The following is a 22,650-nucleotide window of genomic DNA, read 5'->3' as shown; positions in this document are numbered from 1 at the left end:
AGGGGCATGACCAGGAAGTCAAACATGAACAATAAAATCAAATGGACAGGTGCTCTCTTTCTGCTGTTGAACGGATCCTGGGTGTGGGCGGCCAGCCTGCCCGCGGATCTGACGTGGGAGACCAACGACACCGACCCCGTGTTCGCCTCTCCCAAGGCGCTGCCCGGCGGCAACCTCAATCTCTTCGTCGACAGCTTCCCGCTGACGTTTCGCACAGTGGGGCCGGATTCCAACGGCTCGTTCCGTTCCTTCATCCTCGACAACCAGATGAGGCTCATCAGCTTCCATCCCAACACGGGCAACCCCATTCCGGCCCTGGCGAATGCCTGGGCCATCGCGCCGGACAGCCAGACCGTCTATTTCAAACTCGACCCGCGCGCCAAGTGGTCCGACGGCAAGCCGGTCACCGCCGATGACTACACCTTCGGCTACGAGATGATGCGCTCCAAGGACATCAAGGGCCCCTGGTTCAACAACTACTACACCACCGAGGTGGTGGCGGTGGAGAAGATTGACGACCACACCATCCTGGTCAAAGCGGGCAGCCGCAAGGCCAAGCTCGATCTCCTCAACACCACCGAACTGTGGCCCCAGCCCAAGCACTACTACAAGATGGGCCCGAACTGGGTGAAGCAGTACAACTGGGCCGTGGTACCCACCACGGGCCCCTACGTGATGAGCGACGTGAAGAAGGGCAAGTCCGTCACCTTCAGCAAGCAGAAGGAGTGGTGGGCAAAAGACGATCGCTACAACCAGCACAGGTTCAACCTCGACACCATCAAGGTGCAGGTGATCCGCGACCACAACATCGCGTTCCGCCACTTCCTCAAGGGGGAGTTGGACACCTTCGAGATGATCCTGCCCAACTGGTGGCATGAGAAAGCGGTCACCCCGGAGTACAAGCAGGGATACGTGCAGAAGGTGATGGCCATGACCGACACCAAGCAGGGGGGGCAGGGGGTTCACCTCAACGTGGCCAATCCCAAGCTGGCGGATCTCAACGTTCGGCTCGGCATTCAGCACGCCTTCAACATCGACAAGATGATAGAGACGGTGCTGCACGGCGATTATGACCGCGCTACCACCTTCGGCTCTGGCTTCGGGGCCTTCACCGACATCGCGCTCCCTGAGCGGGCCTACGACATCGCCAAGGCACGGGAGTATTTCGCCAAGGGCGGTTACGGCAAGCAGGGACCGGACGGCATCCTGCAAAACGACAAGGGAGAGCGGCTCACCCTGGCCCTCACCTACACCAGCCAGGAGCACTCCAAGCGGCTGACCGTGCTCAAGGAAGAGGCCAAGAAGGCGGGCCTGGATCTGGAGCTCAATCTGGTGGATGGCGCCACCGGCTTCAAGGTGATGCTGGAGAAGAAACACGAGGCGGCCTGGCTTGGTTGGGGGGGCGGTGGTCTCTATCCGCAATACTGGGAGTCTTTCCACTCCGACAACGCCAACAAGCCCCAGACCAACAACCTGTTCAACGTGGCTGACAAAGAGCTCGACAGCCTGATCGACGCCTACAACGTCGAGTTCGACATGGACAAGCGGGCCGCGCTTTCCCACCAGATCCAGCAGCGGATCTATGATCTCGCCATCTTCGTGCCCGGCGTTCAGCTCAACTACGTGCGAGCCAGCAGCTGGCGCTATGTGATGCTGCCGGAGGTGCCCGCCACCCGCAACACCCCGGATCTGCTCTACTGGCCCATGGATGGCTACCCCCACAGCAGTGGCGGCCTGCTCTGGATCGATCCCAAGGTGAAGGAGGAGACCCAGAAGGCCAAGGCTGACGGCAAGGCGCTGGCCCCCATCACCCTGATCGACAAGACCTATGCACATCATTGATGTGGCCCAGAAGGGAGCAGCAGTCATGCCCAACACACAGGCCACCGCCCCCGGCACCAAAGATCATGAGGGGCAGTCTCTGTCCCCCATCCTCGAGGTGCGGGATCTCGAGGTGGAGTTCGCCGTCGACGACGGCAAGATCAAGGTGCTCGACGGGGTCAGCTTCCAGGTCGCCCCGGGCAAGACCCTGGGGATAGTCGGCGAGTCCGGCTGCGGCAAGAGCGTCACCTCGCTGGCCATCATGGGGTTGCTGCCAAGGCCTCACGGTCAGGTGGTAGGGGGCTCCATCCGCTTTCAGGGGGAGGAGCTGCTCAATCTGCCGCCGGAGCAGATGTACAAGGTGCGCGGCAACCGTATCTCCATGATCTTTCAGGAGCCCATGACGGCCCTCAACCCGGTGCAGACGGTCGGCGATCAGTTGATGGAGGTGTTTCGCCTCCACCGCCCCGATTACAGCAAGGCCCAGCGCCGTGACGCCGCCATCGCCATGTTGAAGAAGGTGGGGATCCCCGAGCCTGCCCAGCGTTTCGCGGCTTATCCCCACAATCTTTCCGGCGGCATGCGCCAGCGGGTGATGATCGCCATGGCGCTGGCCTGCGAACCTGCCCTGCTCATCTGCGACGAGCCGACCACGGCGCTCGATGTGACCATCCAGGCCCAGATCCTGGATCTGATGAAGGAGCTGCAAGCCCAGACCGGCATGGCCATCATCTTCATCACCCACGATCTCGGGGTGGTGGCGGAGCTGTGCGACGAGGTGGTGGTGATGTATGCCGGGCGTGCGGTGGAGCGGGCCGATATCTATGAACTGTTTGACCACCCGCGCCATCCCTATACTCATGGTCTGATGGCCTCGATCCCGCGTCTGGAAGATGTGCCAAAGAGCCTGCTCAAGACCATCAAGGGTCAGGTGCCCGCCCTGCACGAGATGCCGGCGGGGTGCCGTTTCTCCAACCGCTGCCCCCATGCCACGCCCCTTTGCGTGGAGACCATACCGATGACCGAGCAGTTGAGCGAACGCCACGGGGTGGCCTGCCACCACTGGAAGGAGGTGAGCCTATGAACGGCCTGGTGTGGGGACGGGGTGTCGCAGGGCAGCCAGGCGGCGGGAAGGCGACCAGGTCGTCTGCTGCCATGAATCGTCGGGGATGGAAGTCATGACCAGCTTGTTGTCGGTAAGCAATTTAAAGCAGCATTTCAAGATGGGTGGCGGTTTCTTGCGCAAGCAATACACCGTCTACGCGGTGGATGGCATCAGCTTTGATCTCAGGCAGGGGGAGACCCTTGGCCTGGTGGGAGAGTCGGGATGCGGCAAGTCCACCCTGGGGCGTTCGTTGCTCAAGCTGTTCGAGCCGAGCGCCGGCTCCATCACCTTCGAGGGGCGTGACATCACCCACCTCTCGCCCAAGGAGATGCGATCCCTGCGTCAGGAGATGCAGATCGTGTTCCAGGATCCCGCAGAATCCCTCAACAGCCGCCACACGGTGGGGCAGATCCTGGAGGAGCCCTTCATCATCCACGGCAAGGGCAACGCCGAACAGCGCCGGACATGGGTGCAGGAGCTGCTGGAGAAAGTCGGCTTGCCCGGCAGCGCGGTGGATCGCTATCCCCATGAGTTTTCTGGCGGCCAGCGCCAGCGCATCGGCATCGCTCGCGCCATCGCCCTCAAGCCCAAGCTGCTGGTGTGTGACGAGGCGGTGTCGGCGCTCGACGTGTCGGTGCAGTCCCAGATCGTGAACCTGCTGCTCAATCTGCAGCGGGAGATGAACCTCGCCATCATCTTCATCGCCCATGACCTGTCGGTGGTCAAGCACATCTCGGACAGGATTGCGGTGATGTATCTGGGCCGGATCGTCGAGCTGGCCGAGGCCCAGGCACTCTACCTGGCACCGCGCCATCCCTATACCCAGGCGCTCATCTCCGCCATTCCGGTGCCGGATCCGCGGCGGCGCAGCCAGCGCATCCTGCTGACGGGGGATGTGCCGTCCCCCATCTCGCCGCCGAGTGGCTGCCATTTTCACCAGCGCTGCCCCCATGCAACGGATCTGTGCCGCACCCGCTCGCCCGCCCTTGAGGCGTGCGGCGGGCAGGGGCATCAGGTGGCCTGCCATTTCCCCTTGCCCGTGCAGGAGGCGGTGCCGTTGGGAAAGGCGATATGATGCCGGCGCCCGCCGCGTCGCGACCGGCATCGCTGCAAGGTGGCACCGAGGAGGCGCAATAAAGGCGGATACGGGATAAAAAAATGGGGCCTGCGGGCCCCATCTTCATGGTTGGAGTTCAGGTTTGGCCGTGGAATATCTGGCCCGGGCAGGACAGCGCCCCGATGGGGGTGGCTGCTGTGTGGATTGCTGAGTTGTTTTGTAGTTTTATTACGTTTCCAATTTCAACTTCCGGACAGGCGATATCAGGCGCCATAACGGAAGTAGTAATTGCGGGTTGCAGGCGCATAAGTGTCTTTCTCTTCAGCACCTTTCTTGCTGGTTGCACCCTTCAGGTGGAACAGCACTGCCAGATTCTCGAACATATGATGACCTCGTTTCTCTGTGGTTCATGGGTTGTGTGACCTTGGTCACGTTCTGATCCTAGGGGGATATGTGAGCTGGATCAACTTTTTGTGTTGTAAATTTACATAAATCATGGAAAAGGTTTTCAAATGCAGACCTGTTCATGGATACGATTTCAAGCCAGGGCCGCGCGTGGAATCGGGGATATGAGAGAGGTGGCCGAGGAGGGAGCACAAAAAAGATGCCCCGCACGGGGCGGGGCATCGGTATGGTCGTGAGCTGGCTTACTTGGCCGGGATATGTTCCAGCACGTGAACCAGCAGTTGCCAGAAACGCTCGACCGCCGGGATGTGTACCTTCTCCCCCGGTGCGTGAGCGCCACGGATGGTCGGGCCGAAGGAGACCATGTCCCAGTCCGGGTAGGCGCTCTTGAACAGACCGCACTCGAGGCCTGCGTGGATCACCATGACGTTCGGCATCTCGCCAAACAGGGTCTGGTAGCTGCTTCGCACCAGCGCCATGACCGGTGAGTCGACGTTCGGGGCCCAACCCGGGTAGGCGCCGGTGAACTCGCAGCTGGCGCCGGCCAGGGTGAACAGGGAGCGGGTAATCTGCTCGATGTTCTCGCGACCGGAATCGATGAGGGAGCGGATCAGGCACTGCACATAGACTTCCCCCTCGAGTGTCTTGATGACACCCAGGTTGGTGGAGGTCTCGGTCACGCCCGGGATGGCGTCGCTCATGCGCATCACCCCGTTCGGGCAGGCCATCAGGGCATCCAGCAGGCGGCTTTGCAGGGACTCGCTCATGAGCTGGGCCGGTTTCTCCCGGGCGGTGAGCAGCACGGTGAGGTTGGCCTCGGTGGCGGCCAGCTCGCTCTGATAGATGCCGGCGTAGCGGTCTACCAGAGCCTTGAAGTCAGCCACGCTGGCGGCGGGCACCAGCAGGCTGGCGCGGGCCTCGCGGGGGATGGCGTTGCGCAAGGTGCCGCCACTGAGATCGCCAAGGCGCACCCCCAGCGGTTCGGCGGCCTTGAGCAGACGGACCAGCAGCTTGTTGGCGTTGCCGCGGCCGCGATGGATGTCGACCCCGGAGTGGCCGCCGCGCAGGCCCTTGACCTGCAGCTCGAAACCTTCACCCTCGGTGGCAGCGACCCGCTCCAGGGGGAAGCGGATATTGGCATCGACCCCGCCGGCGCAGCCCATGTAGACCTCGCCATCCTCTTCGGAGTCGGTATTGAGCAGGATCTCGCCCTCCAGCCAGCCCGCTTCCAGACCGAAGGCGCCGGTCATGCCGGTCTCCTCGTCGGTGGTCAGCAGCACTTCCAGCGGACCGTGTTTGATGGTCTTGTCGGCCAGCACGGCCAGGCAGCCAGCCATGCCCATGCCGTTGTCGGCACCCAGGGTGGTGCCGCGGGCGGTGACCCATTCACCGTCGATGTAGGCATCGATGGGATCCTTGGTGAAGTCGTGCTGGGTGTCGGCGTTGGCCTGCGGCACCATGTCGATGTGGGCTTGCAGCACCACGGCCTTGCGGTTTTCCATCCCCGGCGTGGCCGGTTTCTTGATGATGATGTTGCCGACGGCATCTTGCTTGACCGCCAGGCCTTCTCCCTGGGCCCACGCCACGATCCAGGCGCTCAGCTGGGCTTCGTGCTTGGAGGGGTGGGGGATGGAGCAGATCTGCTCGAAGAATTGCCAAATCAACTTGGGAGACAGAGAACTGAGCTGTGCCACGTCGGGACTCCTTACCAGCATGGAAAATGTCGGGCCCCACTCTGCGGGCCGGGGAAGAGGATAACGATAATACAGTCAATCACGCAAAAATGTGAGCGATCAGCGCAAATGACGCTCTGCTTGTGCTGGGAAAGGGAGCATGGATGGCGAACTTCACTACCTGCCTTATTCGTGTCAGCACAACATCAATTTTGTGATGCTAGTCACAAAAATATTGTCTTTTGGGCGCCGGGTGGTAAATTAGCCGCCGTGGCCAGCCCACTTGTCAGGATGACAATCAATGCCTCCAGGGAACCGAAGCAAAGCAAGTGCGCCTCCATGGAACCGAGTGTCAGTTCAAGGATGTGAACCCGCATTAAGGTACGTAACTTGTTAAGCAATCAGGAGTTTATGATGTCAGGCAGCAATTCAACCTATTGGTTTGCCCAATCTCTCTATACCCAGGGCTTCAACTACCCGAATCCCTACGCCACCCGCCGTTAAGGCTCGCAAGCGTCACAGGTAACAGCAGCAGGTGCGTGAGGATCCTCTCCTCCCCCTGCTATTTTTTTGCCCGAATGTCATGGAATGTGTGTCAAACGGCTAACCTGTCGGTGTCGTCGGAGCCCTCCCAAAAGGGCGACAGAGCGGGAGATGGCGGACATTTCCTGTTTTTCGCATACGTTTGCCGCTCAATTTATCCATAAAGAGTGCTATCATACCGGCCCAACAGCCGGCCCGAGCTCGGGAGGCCACCCGACATGGCCGCCAGCTACACCCCATCCCTGTTCGCATTGCATCCGTTTTTGCCGCCGAGGCGTCAGCCCCGAGGCCGAAAAAGTGCAAGCAAAATTCGGGAAACGGGGTGCCAGAATTGACCTGAACCCGTCTCTTTGCCGGGTTTCGCCTCATAAGTGATTGCTTTATAACTCGTTGAGATCGATAGCATGCCAAAAAAGTTCTATGTATCGTGGGATAACCTGCAACGTGAAGCGCGCCGTCTGGCCCGTCGTCAACTGCCTGTCAGCCAGTGGAAAGGGATCATCGCCGTCAGTCGCGGTGGTCTGGTGCCTGCGGCCCTGATGGCCCGCGAACTTGGCATTCGCAATGTCGAAACCCTCTGCATCTCCAGCTATGACCACGACAACCAGCGCGAGCTGGTGGTGGTGAAGGCTGCCACCACCGCAGGTGACGGCGAAGGCTGGCTGGTGGTGGACGATCTGGTGGACACCGGCGGCACCGCCAAGGCGATCCGCGAGCTCTACCCCAGAGCCAAGTTCATCACCATCTTCGCCAAGCCCATGGGCGAACCCCTGGTGGATGACTTCGAAGTCGCCATTCCGCAGGATACCTGGATTGAACAGCCCTGGGACATGGCGCTGGAGTTCGCCAAGCCGATCTGCGACGAAGCGTAATCGCCGCACCGGTCGCGACCAGTGACTCCCCGGCATTCGGGAGCGGACTGATCCGTCGTGATGCAAGGTTGACCACATTGAGCCCCTTTTGGGGCTCAATGCGTTTATGGTGTGGCTGCTCGATGTGAAAAGTGGTTAAGATGGGACATTGTTTGAGACAGAAGAGCCACCATTTTGGAACCAAACGACGATACCAATCTGACGGAAAAGCTGTTTACCCGGGTCAAAAAGGTATTGGAAACTTCCGAAGTCTCCAACTCAAGCCCCGTCGACGAGCAAGACAGCGCACTGTCTGACAGCTTCATCGATGGCGCCCTGTCGCCCCGCTGGTATCGCCTGCTGCGCAGACCGACCTGGGCCTGGCAGGGGGCCGATCCCGTCGAGGTGGAGCAGACCCTGGCGCACATCGCCATGGGGCAGGGAGAGCGCAGTCACGAACGCTATCTGGACACCATCAAGGGCTATGTGCCCGGCAACTGGGTCTATGAGTGGAGCCAGCTCGCCGGCCGTTATTTCAATACGGGGCGGACGCTGCTGGGGGAAGGGGATCGCGCCGCGGCGCTGAAGAACCTGCTCAAGGCAGTGCGCTACTACTCCATCGCAAGCTACCCCCACCTCAAGCACGACGAGCTGGCGGATCAGGCCCAGTTGCTCGGCAACATGGCCTACCGCGAGGCCGGACGCCTGTTCAAGGTGCCCCTCAAGGAGTTGCAGGTCCCGTTTCGGGGCAAGACCATCCAGGGCTACCTGCATCTGCCCACCACCGAGAAACCTGTGCCTCTGGTCATCGTCAGCGGCGGCATCGATTCGCTTCAGGTGGACTTCCTCAATTTCTACTTCAAATGTCTCGAGCCCCACGGCATCGGGATGCTCTCCCTGGACATGCCGGGCACCGGCTATGCCGAGCACTGGCCTCTGGTGCAGGACACCAGCCGCCTGCACCAGGCGGTGCTCAACTACCTCTCGGAGGTGGCCTGGGTCGATCACCAGCGCATCGCCATGGTGGGGTTCCGCCTCGCCGGCAACGTGGCGGCCCGCCTCGCCTTCGTCGAGCCGTTCAAGCTTCGGACCGTGGTCTGCATCGGTGCCGGCATCAACCAGGTGTTCACCAATCAGGAGATGTTCGCCCGCTGCCCGCGCATGATGCGCGACGGGCTGGCGAACCGGCTGGGGGCGGACGCGGCCCAGTGGGATCTGCTGCGCACCAAGTGCCAGGTCTTCTCCCTCAAGACCCAGGGATTGCTGGGGAGTCGCACTTCCGTGCCGATATTGAGTATCGGGCACAAGAAAGATTTTATTTGTCCCGAGCAGGATGTCCGGGCATTGGCCGCTGCGAGTCGCAACGGCAAGGCGGTGGTGTTTGACAAGCAGCCACTGCTCGAGGTCTATGACGAGGCACTGAAAGAGACGGTAGATTGGCTCAAAAAGCACTTATGTACATGATATAAAACTAAAAATGTAACATCACCATGTGATGGTATGGCTTGTTCAACAGGGAGGTTAGCATGTCAGAAAGAGTGACTTACAAGCGATTGCTTCGGCAGTTCGCGGCCATTGGCCCCTATTTGCGTGAAGACCTGTGCGAGGAGGGCCGATACCGCTTTGACTGCCTGTCCGTCTGTGTCAGCGCCAAGCCTGCTCCGGACAAGCGGGAGTTCTGGGGCTGGTGGCTGGTGCTGGAGCAGGCGGATCACAGCTTCAGCTACCACTATCAGACGGGGTTCTACAACGCGGACGGGGAGTGGATCGACAAGGCGCTGCCCAAGAAGCATCAGGCGGAAGTGGAACGCACCCTGCAACATTTCTACAAGCTCATCAGCGGCAAGTTGACCCAGCTGGAGTGCACCCTCTCCCCCGCGAAGCAGGTGACCGCCGAACTGAGCGTGACGGCAGCCTGATCCCCAAGCCCCGCATCTTCCCGGTGCGGGGTACCCCGATGCTTTGTCACCGAGCCCGCAACTGCCTGGCGAGGCTTAATTGCCTTGCAGGGCAGGGGGGCCGTGGGTATAAAGGGATTCCTTACTTTTCTAACCCTTCGTTCCCATGGAAAACAGAACCATAGTCGTCAAACTGGGCACCAGCGTGCTCACCGGGGGATCTGCCCGCCTCAACCGTGCCCACATGGTCGAGCTGGTCAGACAATGTGCCGCCTTGCATCGACACGGGCACCGTGTCGTGCTGGTCACGTCGGGGGCCATCGCCGCCGGTCGCGAGCATCTGGGCCACCCTCCGCTGGCGCCTACCCTGCCGAACAAACAGATGCTGGCGGCGGTGGGTCAGACCCAGCTCATCCGGGTATGGCAGGACCTGTTCAACCTCTACGGGCTGCACATCGGCCAGATGCTGCTGACCCGCGCCGACCTGGAAGACAGGGAGCGCTACCTCAATGCCCGCGACACCCTGCGCACTCTGCTCGATCACCGCATCATCCCCGTCATCAACGAGAACGACGCCGTGGCCACCGCCGAGATCAAGGTGGGGGACAACGACAACCTCTCCGCCCGTGCCGCCATCCTGGCGGATGCGGACTTGCTGATCCTGCTCACGGATCAGAAGGGGCTCTTCACCGCCGACCCGCGCACCAACCCGGATGCCCAGCTCATCGAAGAGGTGCAGACCATAGACGACACCCTGCGCTCCCTCGCCGGTGACAGCGTGAGCGGCCTTGGCACCGGTGGCATGGCCACCAAGCTGCAGGCGGCCGACGTGGCGCGCCGGGCCGGGGTGGACGTGGTGATCGCCACCGGCCAGATCCCGGAAGTGATCGGCCGCCTCGCCGCCGGGGAGCGGGTGGGGACCCTGTTCCCTGCCCTGGCATCCCCCCTGGAAGGGCGCAAGAGCTGGATCCTGGCAGGGCCCCCTCCTCACGGCGAAGTGCAGGTGGATCAGGGGGCCGTGGCCGCCATGCAGGAGAAGGGCTCCAGCCTGCTGCCCAAGGGCATCGTCGCGGTGAAGGGCGATTTCGTGCGTGGCGACGTGGTGCGTATCCTGGATCCCAAGGGGAGCGAGCTGGCTCGCGGTATCTGCCGTTACGACCATCTGGAGCTGGATCGGCTGCGGGGTGTCCACTCGGATCAGATTGAACAGGTATTGGGTTACGGCTATGGGGCCGTGGCCATCCACCGTGATGATATGGTGCTGCTCTGAAGAGGGCGGCACCGCATGAACAAAAGGGAACTGTGATGAGTCTGGAGAAAATGGGGCAGGCGGCCCGTGAAGCCGCCTATCAACTGGCCACCGTCAGCACGGCACAGAAGAACCGGGCGCTGGCGGCCATCGCCGATGAACTGGAAGCACGCAGTGCCCAGATCCTGGCGGCCAACGAGAAAGACATTGCCGCCGGGCGCGAGGCGGGGCTCACGGAAGCCATGCTGGATCGCCTGCTGCTCAACCCGGCGCGCCTTGCCGGCATAGTGGCGGATGTGCGCAAGGTGATCACCCTGGATGATCCGGTCGGGGCCGAAATCGACAGCCGGGTGCTGGAGAATGGCCTGCGCCTTTCCCGTCGCCGGGTGCCCATCGGTGTCATCGGCGTCATCTACGAGGCGCGCCCCAATGTCACCATCGACATCGCCAGCCTCTGCCTCAAGACCGGCAACGCCAGCATTCTGCGCGGCGGTCGCGAGACCTTCCACTCCAACCTGGAGCTGGTGCGGGTGATCCAGCATGCCCTGGCGGCGTCCGGCCTGCCCGAGGCGGCGGTGCAGTACATCGACAATCCGGACAGGGCGCTGGTGGCCGAGTTGCTGCGCCTTGACCGTTACGTGGACATGATCATCCCCCGCGGCGGTGCGGGTCTTCACAAGATGTGCAAGGAGAACAGTTCCATCCCCGTCATCATCGGCGGTTTCGGTATCAGCCATATCTTCGTGGACGAGAGTGCCGATCTGGCGCGTTCCCTGGCGGTCATCGAGAACGCCAAGGTGCAGCGCCCCTCCGCCTGCAACGCCCTCGATACCCTGCTGGTACACGAGAAGGTGGCGGCCACCTTGCTGCCGCTACTGGTGGCTCTGATGAACGAGCGCAAGGTGACCCTGGTGGGCGCGCCCAATGCCATGGCGCTGCTGGCTGGCAGCGAGAACCTGTGCGACGCGGGGCCGGAAGATTTCGACACCGAGTGGCTGGGGCTGACCCTGGGGGTCAAGGTGGTGGCGGACGTCAACGAGGCGCTGGCCCATATGCGCGAGCACAACGCCGGCCACTCCGATGCCATCCTGACCAACTCCCTCGCCAATGCCGAGCGTTTCGTCAACGGGGCTGGTTCGGCGGCGGTCTATGTCAACGCCTCCACCCGCTTCACCGACGGCGGCCAGTTTGGCCTCGGGGCCGAGGTGGCGGTCTCGACCCAGATGCTTCACGCCCGTGGCCCCATGGGGCTGACCGAACTCACCAGCTACAAGTGGGTGGGGCAGGCGGATTATCTCAGCCGTGCCTGATCCTGGCACGCTCAGCAAGCAGGACAATGCCGACTCAGGTCGGCATTTTTATGCTTTTTTATTGCTCGCAATCAATGGCTTGCATATAACTATCCAGCAGGATGCGGTGTCACCCGGGGCATCAGGCCAGCGACAGCAAGGGGAGCAACTTCAAGGATGAAGGGACAGGATAGGAGTGCGTGGTGGGGCAGCCTCTGGCTGAGCCTGCCACTGCTGCTGGGGGCGCTCTGTTTCAGCGGCGCCAGCCACGCCAGCTGGGACCAGGATCTCTATCGTCAGCTCGGGCTGGCGGGCAAGCTCGACAGCCGCGTGTTTCGCAAGGCCCTGGACGGTTACCAGAGCGTGCGCCACAAGCGAAAACCCATTCTAACCATCATCGACTACAGCAAGCCCTCGACCATGCGCCGGCTGTTCGTCATCGACGTCAAGCGCCACAAGCTGCTCTACCACACCTGGGTCAGCCACGGCCGCAATTCGGGGGAGCTGGCCGCCCGCCAGTTCTCCAATCAGATGAATTCCCGGCAAAGTTCCCTCGGGGTCTACCGCACCGCCGAGACCTATCAGGGCAAGCACGGTTACTCCCTGCGTCTCGACGGCCTCAGTCCCGGCAAGAACAGCAATGCCCGCAAGCGCGCCATCGTGGTGCACGGGGCGGATTACGCCAGCCCCCGGCATCTGCAGAAGTTTGACAAGCTGGGGCGCAGCTGGGGATGCCCGGCCCTGCCAAGGGAGCAGTCCAGGGCGATCATCGACACCATCAAGGGAGGGAGCGTCATCTATGCCCATGGCTGAGAGCCTGCCCGCGAGTGTGCTGCGATGAGCATCTCATGGCAATCAACAGCAAAAAGGCCAGCATATGCTGGCCTTGGCGCATCAGGTGGGGATTATTTGCGGACCACCAGCACAGGGCAGGGTGCGTGGCGCACCACGGATTCCGCCACGCTGCCCACCAGCAGGTGGCTGATACCGGAGCGGCCATGGCTGCCCATGACCACGAGATCCACCTTGTCTTCCTTCGCCTGGAGGACGATTTCATCGGCGGCGCGGCCAAAACGGACCTCGAACTTGGCCGGAATGGGCAGGCAGGCGACCAGTTCCTTGAGCTGACTCTTGGCCTGGCGTTCCATCTCGTGGGTGATCTCGATGGCCGTCATGTGCAGGATCTTGTAGCTGTCGAAGCCGTGCAGCTGATCCACCACGTGGACCAGTTTGAGCTCGGCCTGGTGGGTGTTGGCCATGAAGACGGCGTAGTCGAGTACCGCTCTGGACATCTCGGAGAAATCGACGGGGCAGAGCAGGGATTTGATGGTTGGCATGAGAATCTCCCCTCAAGTTGGGCTACTAATGAATCTTGTTTGCCATGATACGCTGTGGGGCGACAATAACCCTCGACCCGCTCGCAAAATGGGGAAAATGTCGGCCGGGACTCTGTTTTTCTATGCTATCTGTATGCCTGAACGGGCCGTCCGGCGGTGAGCATCTGCCGAGTGCCATATCACTGAGGATATTCATGGTTCGTCTTTTTCTGTTCTGTTGCCTGCTGATCACCTCGTTCGTGCGGGCAGACACCATACACGTCTATTGCGACGACTGGCCCGGCTTCTGTCACCGGGACGGCAAGGGGGTCTATCTGGATGTGGTTCGAGCCATCTATGAACCCCTGGGGCACGAGGTGAAGCTTCACATGGTGCCTTACAAACGGGCACTGGCGGTGGTGTCGCAAAAGGAGGGGGACATGGCGATGGGGGTCTATCGGGGAGAGGTGCCCGGGGTCCATCAGCCCGACTACCCCGACTCGGCGGACTACGTGAGCGTGGTGATGCAAAAGCGCTGGCTGCCGCACTGGGCAGGGGAGCACAGCCTCAAGGAGCAGGAGGTGCTCTGGCTGAGGGGGTGGGCCTTTGACAAGTTCATCCCGGAGCCGATGCGCTGGTTCGAGATAGACAGCCACGAGATGGCGCTGCAATTGCTGATCAAGGGGCGTTACCGCTACTACCTGACCGACGGCGCCCTCTACCCCGAAGGCTCCCTTCCCCCCGAGCTGGTACAGGTATTCCTGCGCTGGATCCCGACCTACCCCATCTTCGCCGATACCCCGAAGGGCAGGGAGTTGCACGGGCTCTGGGATCCCGGCATGCGTACCCTGATAAGGCAGGGCAAGCTGGCGGAGATCTATCGGCAGAACAAGCTCTACGACTACTACCAGGACTTTCTCAGGGAGCAGGTGGTGCGGGCGAACAAGCCACAGCCCTAGCTGTCGGGCCTGATACCGTCATCGGGCCCCGCTTGTTCTGCCTCAGCCTTTGGCGCTGAGCGTCTTGGCCAACCGGTCATAGAGGATGACGTTGACCGAGGCGGCCAGGTTCATGCAACCCTGAGTCGGCACATAGATGACCTCCTTCACCGCCGCGAAGCGGGCGGGTTCCAGGGTGCCATCCTCCGGGCCGAAGATGTAGAAGGCTCTCTCGGGGTGCACGTAATCCGGCAGGGGCGTGGCCCCCTCGATCAGATCCACCAGCACAGGGGTGCAGCCCTCGGGCACGAAGTCCAGCAGCTCCTCGACCCCGAGCAGGGGGATCTTCTCCACCATCTGCTTGGTGTCGGTCACAAAGCGGCGTGCCAGCTCGAAGCGCTGCCCCGTGTAGTAGACCTCGTCCGCCCCGTAGCAGCCGGCGGCCCGCATCACGGCGCCCACGTTCTCCGGGGATTTGGGATTGACCAGCCCGATGGCGCAATAGTCCCCTCTCTCCCGGGCATCTGCCCGGTGCTGCCCGGCAGCGCCTTCATCTGACACTTTCATCTCTCTCTCCTGTGTGGCGGCGCATTATACCCCCGGTGGGCCCCTTGCCCAGCGTGCGGGGCGGATTCCCGCAAGGCGGGCCCAACAAGGGGGCGGCTGCACCGTGGCGGCGCAGCCCGACATCCTGATGCGCAATGGCGGCGCCCCTTGCATCCTGGCGCGGGGTTTGCAGTCACTTCCCCATACAAGACGATGAGGCATCCGGACAAAGGCGTCCGTCCCCGCAGGGGGGCGGACGCTTTTTTTATGGGCCCCTCGTCAGATACATGACAAGGAGCAAGGGAATGAAGACCACCTGTGCCTATTGCGGAGTGGGGTGCGGCATCCGGCTGAGCCGGGAGGGGGACAACTGGCAGTTGCAGGGGGATGAGCAGCATCCGGCCAATGGCGGCGCCCTGTGCGTCAAGGGAGCCAGCCTGCTGGAGAGCCTGGCCTTTCCCGATCGCCTGCTCTATCCGCGCTGGATGGGGCAGCGCATCGGCTGGGAGGAGGCCCTGGACACCCTGGCTGCGCGTTTTGCCGCCATCCTGGCCGAGTCCGGGCCGGATGCCATCGGCATCTATCTGTCGGGCCAGCTCACCACCGAGGATTACTACGTCGCCAACAAGCTGATGAAGGGGTATCTGGGCAGTGCCAACGTGGACACCAACTCCCGGCTCTGCATGTCGTCGGCGGTGGTGGCCCACCAGCGCGCCTTCGGGGAGGATCTGGTGCCCGCCTGTTACGAGGATCTCGAGCTCGCCGATCTGGTGGTGCTCACCGGTGCCAACACCGCCTGGACCCATCCCGTGCTGTTTCGCCGCCTGCAGCAGGCCAGGGCGCGGCGTCCCGAGCTCAAGCTGGTGGTGCTGGATCCCCGCCGCACCATGACGGCGGAGCAGGGGGATCTGCATCTGGCACTCAAACCCGGCAGCGACGTGACGCTCTGGAACGGCCTGTGCCGCTACCTGCTCGATGTCGATGGCTGGGACAAGGCCTATGTGGCGCAGCACGTGAGCGGCTTCGAGGCGTTGGCGGGCGCGCTGGACGCCCCCGCCTGGCAGTTGGACGAGGTGGCCCGCAGCTGCGGCCTCTCCCGCAGCGATCTGCTCGGGTTTTACCAGCTCTTTGCCCGTACCCCCAAGACCGTCACCCTGTTCTGTCAGGGGATCAACCAGTCCAACCAGGGGGTGGACAAGGCCAACGCCATCATCAACGCCCACCTGATGTGCGGTCGCATCGGAAAGCCGGGGGCGGCTCCCTTCTCCATGACGGGGCAACCCAACGCCATGGGAGGGCGCGAGGTGGGAGGGCTCGCGACCCAGCTCGCCGCCCACATGGTCTTTGGCGAGGCCGAGTGCGATCGGGTACAGCGCTTCTGGGGAAGCCCGACCATGGTGCGCGGGCCGGGGCGCAAGGCCGTCGAGCTGTTCGAGGCGGTGCACCGGGGGGAGATCCGCGCGCTCTGGGTGCTCGGCACCAACCCGGCGGTCTCCCTGCCGGACGGCAACCGGGTGCGCGAGGCCCTGAGCCGCTGCGAGCTGCTGGTGGTCTCCGAGGTGACGGCCAACACCGACACGGCGCGCCTCGCCCACCTGCTGTTGCCTGCCGCCGCCTGGGGGGAGAAGAGCGGCACCGTCACCAACTCCGAGCGCACCATCAGCCGCCAGCGCGCCTTCCTGCCCCTGCCGGGGGAGGCCAGGCCCGACTGGTGGGCCCTGACCCGGCTCGCCCGTCGGCTCGGCTTTGGCGAGGGGTTCGCCTATGAGCACGAGCACGAGATCTTCTGCGAGCATGCCGCCCTCTCCGGGTTTGAGAACGACGGATCCCGCCAGTTCGACATCTCCGGGCTGGCGGGTCTCACCCGTGCCGAATTCGAGGCGTTGGAACCCTTGAGCTGGCCCGTCAACGCCGACTGGCCCCGTGGGCGGGATCGCCTGTTCGAGGACGGACGCTTCGCCACCCCGGATGGCCGGGCCCGCCTGCTGCCCCTGGCCCAGCGCTTCCCCGAGCAGCCAGAAACGCCCCCGCTTGCAGGGGCTGCCTCCCTGCTCCTCAACAGTGGCCGCCTGCGGGATCAGTGGCACACCATGACCCGCACCGGCCACGTGCCCCGGTTGCAGGAGGCCGAGCCCTGGCCCAGGGTGCGAATGGGGGCCGCCAGCCTGCTGGCGCTTGGCGTGAAGGAGGGGGATCTGGTGCGCCTTTGCAACGGGCTCGGGGAGGCGCTGCTGCTGGTGGGGCTGGATGAGGGGCTCAGGGAGGGGGAGGCCTTCCTGCCCATGCACTGGACCGACAGCCAGTGCAGCCAGGGGGCGGTCAACCGCCTCATCGCCGCCGTGGTGGATCCCCTCTCGGGCCAGCCCATGTTCAAACAGGGGCGGGTGCAGGCCAGGGCGCAGCCCACCCGCTGGCAAGGGCTCTGGTGTGGCCGTGGTGAGTGGCGCGAGCCGGTGGACTGGTGGGCCAGGCGTCCCCTGCCCGAGGGGAACTGCACCCTGCTGGCCTCCTGGTCAGAGAGCACAGAGAGCCTGTGGCAACGGCTGGGGGCCGAGGGGCACTGGCTCAGGCTGCCCATGAAGGAGGGGTGGCTGGCCGTGGCCCTGGCAGGGGATCGCATCGAGGGCATCTTGCTGGTGGGGGCGCGGCGCCCGGACATCAAGGTCGACCTGCTGGCCAGTCTGCTCGGCACGCCGCTCCAGGCGGGGGCCCTGAGCCAGACCCTGAGCCAGGCCCTGGCCGGGGAGAGCCGGCTGGTCTGCTCCTGCCTGCGGGTCTCGGAGCAGCGCATCGTCGATGCCATCACCCGGCAGGGGGTGAGCGAGTTGGCGGGGCTGCAGGCCCTGCTCGGCTGTGGCAGCAACTGCGGCACCTGTCTGCCCGAAATCGACAAGCTGTTGATCAAACATGTTTTCCTGGCATCCGCTTAGTGCGGTGCCAGGACACAAGGAGCCTGAGATGAGCCAAATCAGTCTGGTGGGAGCGGGCCCCGGGCCCCTCGAATTGTTGACACTGCGCGCCCTGCACCGTCTGGAGGCGGCAGAGGTCGTGGTCTATGACCGCCTGGTGGGGAGCGAGATCCTGGCCTGCATTCCCAAGGGGGCCGCCCGCTTCGACGTGGGCAAGCGCTGCGGTGAGCCGAGCCCGACCCAGGAGGAGATCAACGCCCTGCTGCTGGCCCTGGCCCGCACGGGCAAGCGGGTGGTGCGCCTCAAGGGAGGGGATCCCCTGGTGTTCGGGCGCGGCGGCGAGGAGGCGCTGCACCTGGCCCGGCACGGCATCGAGGCCGAGCTGGTGCCGGGGATCACGGCGGCCCTGGGGTGCGCCGCCAGCAGCTTCATTCCCCTGACCCACAGGGGGCTGGCCCGCTCCCTGACCCTGGTGACGGGGCACCTGATGGACGAGCGCGACTATCAGGGCTGGCACGGGCTGACCCGGGCGGGCCACACCCTGGTGTTCTACATGGGGCTGGAGCGGGCGGCCCGCATTCGGGAAGGGATGTTGAGGGCGGGGGCCCCGGGCGCGCTGCCGGTGGCCCTGGTGGTGGCTGGCTGCAGCCCCCGCCAGCAAGTGCACGAGGCCACGCTCGATGGCCTGGAGCTGGCCGCCCGTGCCCTGCTGGGCCAGAGCCCGGTGCTGATCATCATGGGGGAGGTGGTGCGGCTGCGCACCGAGCTGCAGGGATTGCTGACGGAGGCCCTGGAACGGGTCGCCTGAGGGGCGATTCTCCCTCTACCCCCACTACCTCCTGATAGATAAAAAGGAGGTAGATTCAAAGAGTTGGCCTTCATGTTGCGGCATTTTCGCCAGACAGAACGCGATCGTCGCCGGCAAGGAGCGCCATGACCACTTTTTCCACCCGGGGCCAGGACGGCCCCGCTTCCCGGCTGTTGATCCACGCCGATGACCCGGGCCAGGCGAACCGCCTGGCCCTGCTGGTCAGTCACTACGGCCATCAGCCCGGGATCCTCGATACCCGCCAGTTGCTGACGCCGACGCAGAGGGGGGATGCCCTGCTCGTCAGTTGCCGCCAGTTCAGCGCCGAGGTACGCCTTGGCCTCTCTCTTTGGCCCGACATGCCGCGGCTCTTGTTCTGCGAGCGGCTGGGGGGCGATACCCAGCTCGCCCTGTTGCAGCAGGGGGTGTTGCTGGTGCCCCACCCTTGCGGCGAGCGTGAGCCGGTGGAGCAGTGGCTGCGCCTGGCCCGCAGTCAGCTCGCCATGGTGCAGGCCCTGATGCAGACCGAGAGCGAGCTGCGCCAGAAGCTGGAGGATAGGCGGCTCATCGAGCAGGCCAAGGGACGCCTGATGCGCCATCAGGGGCTGGACGAGGACGAGGCCTATCGCCTGATGCGCAGCACCGCAATGAGCCGTCACCTGAGCCTGGGGGAGCTGGCGCGGCAACTGCTGCAGGCTTTGCCCGCCTGAGCGCTCCCGTGGCCAACCGTTTTGGTGCAACTGCGCCTAATTGAGGCAAATTTGAGGGAGGATCTGGGCATCACAGGCCGCAAAGGGCCGCCTGATGCACCCTGGACGAGCTGGCACGGAAAGTGAATAACAAAAACACGATAGCAATGAAGTAACGATGCGCAGTGAGGGGCCGGTCAGGCCACTCACCCGCAACAGGGCAAAGAAGCCCCGCCGATCCCGGATCGGCGGGGCTTTTTTTTTTGGTCGCGACGCACCTTGGGTCGCAGCGCTGCAACGAGGTGGCACTGCGATTCCAGGCAGCCTGGCGCCATGGCCCTGACCCGGAACCGAGGGAGGAGATGCAATGAACGGACGACAAGGATGTGCGGGGCTGCTGCTGGCGGCGCTGTCGCTGCCGGTGCTGGCACTGGGAGCCCCGGAGCAGGAGGAGCTCAGGCTCGGCTTCATCAAGCTGACCGACATGGCGCCGCTGGCGGTGGCCTACGAGCGTGGCTATTTCGAGGATGAGGGACTCTACGTCACCCTCGAAGCCCAGGCGAACTGGAAGATCCTGCTGGATCGGGTGATAGACGGCGAGCTGGACGGTGCCCAGATGCTGGCGGGCCAGCCCCTGGCGGCCCACATCGGCATCGGCACCCAGGCCGAGCTGGTGACGGCGTTCGCCATGGATCTCAACGGCAACGCCATCACGGTGGCCAACAGCGTCTGGGCCGCCATGGCGCCCCAGTTGCCCAGGCCGCAGGCGGGCCAGGTGCCGCCCCCGGTGAGCGCCGCCGCCCTCAAGCCCGTGGTGGCGGAGTATCGCAAGGGGGGCAAGCCCTTCAACATGGGGATGGTCTTCCCCGTCTCCCCCCACAACTACGAGCTGAGGTACTGGCTGGCGGCAGGTGGCCTGCATCCCGGTTTCTATGCGCCCAAGCTTGGGGACAACTCGGGCCAGCGCCAGGCGGACGTGCTGCTGTCGGTGACGCCGCCCCCCCAGATGCCCGCCACCCTGGAGGCGGGCACCATCGCCGGCTACAGCGTGGGGGAGCCCTGGAACCAGCAGGCGGTCGCCAGGGGCATAGGGGTGCCCGTCATCACGGATAACGAGATCTGGCGCAACAACCCGGAGAAGGTGTTCGGCGTCACCCGGCAGTGGGCCGAGCGTCACCCCAACACCCATGTGCGGCTGGTGAAGGCGCTGCTGCGGGCGGCCTGGTGGCTGGATGCAGACGACAACGGCAACCGGCGCGCGGCGGCCAAGCTGCTGGCCAAACCCGAGTACGTGGGGGCGGACGAGCAGGTGATCGCGAGCTCCATGACGGGCACTTTCGAGTACGCCAGGGGGGACAAGCGCCAGGTGCCGGATTTCAACGTCTTCTTCCGCCATCACGCCACCTATCCCTACTACTCCGACGCCATCTGGTACCTGACCCAGATGCGGCGCTGGGGCCAGATCCCCGAGGCCAGGCCGGACGCCTGGTTCGAGCAGGTGGCCAAGGCCGTCTATCAACCGGATGTCTATCGCCAGGCCGCCGAGGCCCTCATCGCCGAGGGCAAGCTCAAGGCCAGTGACTTCCCCGACTTTGCCAGCGAGCAGGGCTATCGCGGCCCCCAGGATGGCTTCATCGACGGCCTCATCTACGACGGCCGCCACCCCAACGCCTACCTGCAACAGTTCGCCATCGGCCTCAAGGGCGATGAGCGGGTGCAATGAGCAAGGATATCCCGATGAAACGACACACATGGCCCCTCATCCATTTAAAAGCCATCAACTGGAAAATCATGGTGCAGCCCCTGCTCGGCGTGCTGCTCTTCCTCGGCCTCTGGCAGTGGGGGGCGAGCCAGGTGCAGACCAGTCTGGGCACCCTGCCGGGGCCGCTCGCCACCGCCAGCCAGCTCTGGTCCCTCGGGCAGGAGCATCTGCAGGAGCGGGAGAAGGCGGCGGCCTTCCTCGAACGCCAGCAGGTGCGCAACGCCGAGCGACTGGCGGCGGATCCGGCGGCCGAGGTGAAGCTGCGTCCCTACACAGGACGTCCCACCTTCTTCGATCAGATAGCCACCAGCCTGCTCACCGTGCTGTGCGGCTTCGCGCTGGCGACTCTGATCGCCATTCCGTGCGGGGTGCTGCTCGGCATGAATCAGGGGCTCTATCGCGCCGCCAACCCGGTGATCCAGCTGCTCAAGCCGGTCTCCCCCCTGGCCTGGCTGCCCCTCATCACCCTGGTGGTGAGCGCCCTCTACGCCAATCCCGCCCCCTGGCTTGCCAAGTCCTTCCTCACCTCGGCCCTGACGGTGACCCTCTGCTCCCTCTGGCCGACCCTGATCAACACGGCGGTGGGGGTGGCGGGGCTGGATGGGGATCTGCACAACGTCAGCCGGGTGCTGCGTCTCTCCTTTGTGACCCATGTGCGCCGCATCGTGCTGCCCGGCGCCCTGCCCATGATCTTCACCGGGCTGCGGCTCTCCCTGGGGGTGGCCTGGATGGTGCTGATCGCGGCGGAGATGCTGGCCCAGAACCCGGGGCTCGGCAAGTTCGTGTGGGACGAGTTCCAGAGCGGCGGCTCTGCGTCTCTGGCCCGCATCATGGTGGCGGTGATCACCATAGGCCTCATCGGCTGCGCCCTGGACAGGGGCATGCTGGCCCTGCAGCAGTGGTTGTCCTGGGACAAGCGTCAGGTGCTGCGTTAATCACATTTCTATTCAGGCAGGAGAAGAGCCAATGAAGAGTTATCTGGAGATAAGCGACGTCGGCATCTCGTTCGAGACGGAGCAGGGCAGCTTCGAGGCCTTGAGCCGGGTCAACCTGCGCATCGAGAAGGGGGAGTTTGTCTCCCTCATCGGCCACTCGGGCTGCGGCAAGAGCACCGTCCTCAACCTGGTGGCCGGGCTGCTGGAGCCGACCCTGGGGGGCATCATTCTCGATGGTCGCGAGGTGGCGGGCCCGGGGCCCGAGCGCGCCATGGTGTTCCAGAACCACGCCCTGCTGCCCTGGCTCAGCGTCCAGCAGAACGTGGCGCTGGCGGTGGCCCAGGTGGAGTCTGACAAGCGGGCGGTGGCGGAGCGGGTGGACTACTACCTCTCCCTGGTGCAGATGGATCACGCCAGCCAGAAGATGCCCCACGAGCTGTCGGGGGGGATGAAGCAGCGGGTCGGCATCGCCCGCGCCCTCTCGCTCTCCCCCAAGGTGCTGCTGATGGATGAACCGTTCGGCGCCCTCGATGCCCTGACCCGGGCCCATTTGCAGGATGCCCTGATGGCGATCCAGGCGGAGCTTGGCAACACCGTCATCATGATCACCCACGACGTGGACGAGGCGGTGCTGCTCTCCGATCGCATCGTCATGATGACCAATGGCCCCAGCGCCACCGTCGGGGAGATCCTGACCGTGGACCTGCCAAGGCCCAGAGACAGGGTCGCCCTGGCGGACGATCCCCACTACCACAAGCTGCGCCAGCAGGTGCTGCGCTTCCTCTACGAGAAGCAGCGCAAGGTGACCCCCCTCAAGGCAGCCGGGCAGGTGCGCAGCAAGCTGCGCGCCTGAGCC

General features: G+C 63.9%; 19 protein-coding genes. 16 read left to right on the top strand and 3 right to left on the bottom strand.

The features are described from left to right. Positions 1–24: 24 nt before the first annotated feature. From I6L48_RS20295 to I6L48_RS20285, 3 genes are all read left to right on the top strand, one after another. A complete protein-coding gene (locus tag I6L48_RS20295; protein ID WP_216987650.1) occupies positions 25–1,842 on the top strand; it encodes an extracellular solute-binding protein in 1,818 nt (605 codons plus the stop codon). Between the two features lie 25 nt (positions 1,843–1,867). Then, a complete protein-coding gene (locus I6L48_RS20290) occupies positions 1,868–2,905 on the top strand; it encodes an ABC transporter ATP-binding protein (RefSeq protein ID WP_216987649.1) in 1,038 nt (345 codons plus the stop codon). Positions 2,906–2,999: 94 nt separating this feature from the next. Further along, complete coding sequence (locus tag I6L48_RS20285) at positions 3,000–4,001, top strand: ABC transporter ATP-binding protein (RefSeq protein WP_041212969.1); 1,002 nt, start codon at positions 3,000–3,002, stop codon at positions 3,999–4,001. A gap of 629 nt (positions 4,002–4,630) precedes the next feature. Here the strand turns inward: I6L48_RS20285 and I6L48_RS20280 are convergent. Further along, positions 4,631–6,082: an aminoacyl-histidine dipeptidase gene (locus I6L48_RS20280; protein WP_216987648.1), complete on the bottom strand. Its 1,452-nt coding sequence runs from the start codon at positions 6,080–6,082 to the stop codon at positions 4,631–4,633. A gap of 926 nt (positions 6,083–7,008) precedes the next feature. Between I6L48_RS20280 and gpt the strand changes: the two genes are divergently transcribed. From gpt to I6L48_RS20250, 6 genes are all read left to right on the top strand, one after another. After that, a complete protein-coding gene (gene gpt, locus I6L48_RS20275) occupies positions 7,009–7,476 on the top strand; it encodes a xanthine phosphoribosyltransferase (protein WP_039040347.1) in 468 nt (155 codons plus the stop codon). Positions 7,477–7,650: 174 nt separating this feature from the next. Continuing rightward, positions 7,651–8,919 (top strand): esterase FrsA, encoded by a 1,269-nt coding sequence (gene frsA / locus I6L48_RS20270; protein WP_216987647.1) that lies wholly within the window; start codon positions 7,651–7,653, stop codon positions 8,917–8,919. 62 nt (positions 8,920–8,981) lie between these two features. Then, positions 8,982–9,374 carry a sigma factor-binding protein Crl gene (crl, locus tag I6L48_RS20265; protein ID WP_039040346.1) on the top strand — a complete coding sequence of 131 codons (393 nt, stop codon included), beginning with the start codon at positions 8,982–8,984 and terminating at the stop codon, positions 9,372–9,374. 145 nt (positions 9,375–9,519) lie between these two features. Beyond that, positions 9,520–10,623, top strand: a complete 1,104-nt coding sequence (proB, locus tag I6L48_RS20260) for a glutamate 5-kinase (protein ID WP_010675460.1) — start codon at positions 9,520–9,522, stop codon at positions 10,621–10,623. A gap of 35 nt (positions 10,624–10,658) precedes the next feature. After that, positions 10,659–11,912: a glutamate-5-semialdehyde dehydrogenase gene (locus I6L48_RS20255; RefSeq protein ID WP_113068900.1), complete on the top strand. Its 1,254-nt coding sequence runs from the start codon at positions 10,659–10,661 to the stop codon at positions 11,910–11,912. Between the two features lie 156 nt (positions 11,913–12,068). Then, on the top strand, positions 12,069–12,704 hold the full coding sequence (locus I6L48_RS20250; RefSeq protein ID WP_042016892.1) for a murein L,D-transpeptidase catalytic domain family protein: 636 nt from the start codon (positions 12,069–12,071) through the stop codon (positions 12,702–12,704). Positions 12,705–12,796: 92 nt separating this feature from the next. Here I6L48_RS20250 and I6L48_RS20245 read toward each other — a convergent pair whose 3' ends face one another. After that, the gene (locus I6L48_RS20245; protein ID WP_010675457.1) at positions 12,797–13,228 is read right to left on the bottom strand and encodes a universal stress protein; all 432 of its coding nucleotides are present in this window, start codon (positions 13,226–13,228) and stop codon (positions 12,797–12,799) included. Positions 13,229–13,422: 194 nt separating this feature from the next. Between I6L48_RS20245 and I6L48_RS20240 the strand changes: the two genes are divergently transcribed. Continuing rightward, positions 13,423–14,166 carry a hypothetical protein gene (locus I6L48_RS20240; RefSeq protein WP_042016889.1) on the top strand — a complete coding sequence of 248 codons (744 nt, stop codon included), beginning with the start codon at positions 13,423–13,425 and terminating at the stop codon, positions 14,164–14,166. Positions 14,167–14,208: 42 nt separating this feature from the next. Here I6L48_RS20240 and I6L48_RS20235 read toward each other — a convergent pair whose 3' ends face one another. After that, on the bottom strand, positions 14,209–14,712 hold the full coding sequence (locus I6L48_RS20235) for an RNA methyltransferase (protein ID WP_216987646.1): 504 nt from the start codon (positions 14,710–14,712) through the stop codon (positions 14,209–14,211). A 284-nt stretch (positions 14,713–14,996) separates the two neighbouring features. On the opposite strand from I6L48_RS20235, the gene I6L48_RS20230 reads away from it, so the two are divergent. The 6 genes from I6L48_RS20230 to I6L48_RS20205 all read left to right on the top strand — a co-directional run bounded on the left by I6L48_RS20230 (position 14,997) and on the right by I6L48_RS20205 (position 22,647). Next, positions 14,997–17,621: a nitrate reductase gene (locus tag I6L48_RS20230; protein ID WP_216987645.1), complete on the top strand. Its 2,625-nt coding sequence runs from the start codon at positions 14,997–14,999 to the stop codon at positions 17,619–17,621. Between the two features lie 28 nt (positions 17,622–17,649). After that, complete coding sequence (cobA, locus tag I6L48_RS20225; protein WP_216987644.1) at positions 17,650–18,408, top strand: uroporphyrinogen-III C-methyltransferase; 759 nt, start codon at positions 17,650–17,652, stop codon at positions 18,406–18,408. A 125-nt stretch (positions 18,409–18,533) separates the two neighbouring features. After that, positions 18,534–19,118 carry an ANTAR domain-containing response regulator gene (locus I6L48_RS20220; protein ID WP_010675452.1) on the top strand — a complete coding sequence of 195 codons (585 nt, stop codon included), beginning with the start codon at positions 18,534–18,536 and terminating at the stop codon, positions 19,116–19,118. A gap of 346 nt (positions 19,119–19,464) precedes the next feature. After that, on the top strand, positions 19,465–20,820 hold the full coding sequence (locus tag I6L48_RS20215) for a CmpA/NrtA family ABC transporter substrate-binding protein (protein WP_223918120.1): 1,356 nt from the start codon (positions 19,465–19,467) through the stop codon (positions 20,818–20,820). A 14-nt stretch (positions 20,821–20,834) separates the two neighbouring features. Beyond that, positions 20,835–21,794, top strand: a complete 960-nt coding sequence (locus I6L48_RS20210; protein WP_049636599.1) for an ABC transporter permease — start codon at positions 20,835–20,837, stop codon at positions 21,792–21,794. A gap of 31 nt (positions 21,795–21,825) precedes the next feature. Continuing rightward, the gene (locus tag I6L48_RS20205; protein WP_010675449.1) at positions 21,826–22,647 is read left to right on the top strand and encodes an ABC transporter ATP-binding protein; all 822 of its coding nucleotides are present in this window, start codon (positions 21,826–21,828) and stop codon (positions 22,645–22,647) included. Positions 22,648–22,650 lie beyond the last annotated feature (3 nt).

It is taken from the genome of Aeromonas sp. FDAARGOS 1418 (assembly GCF_019048585.1).
In the GTDB taxonomy this organism is placed as follows: domain Bacteria; phylum Pseudomonadota; class Gammaproteobacteria; order Enterobacterales; family Aeromonadaceae; genus Aeromonas; species Aeromonas caviae.
Note: the sequence above shows the minus strand (reverse complement) of the source record. Positions and strands in the feature narration are given on the sequence as shown.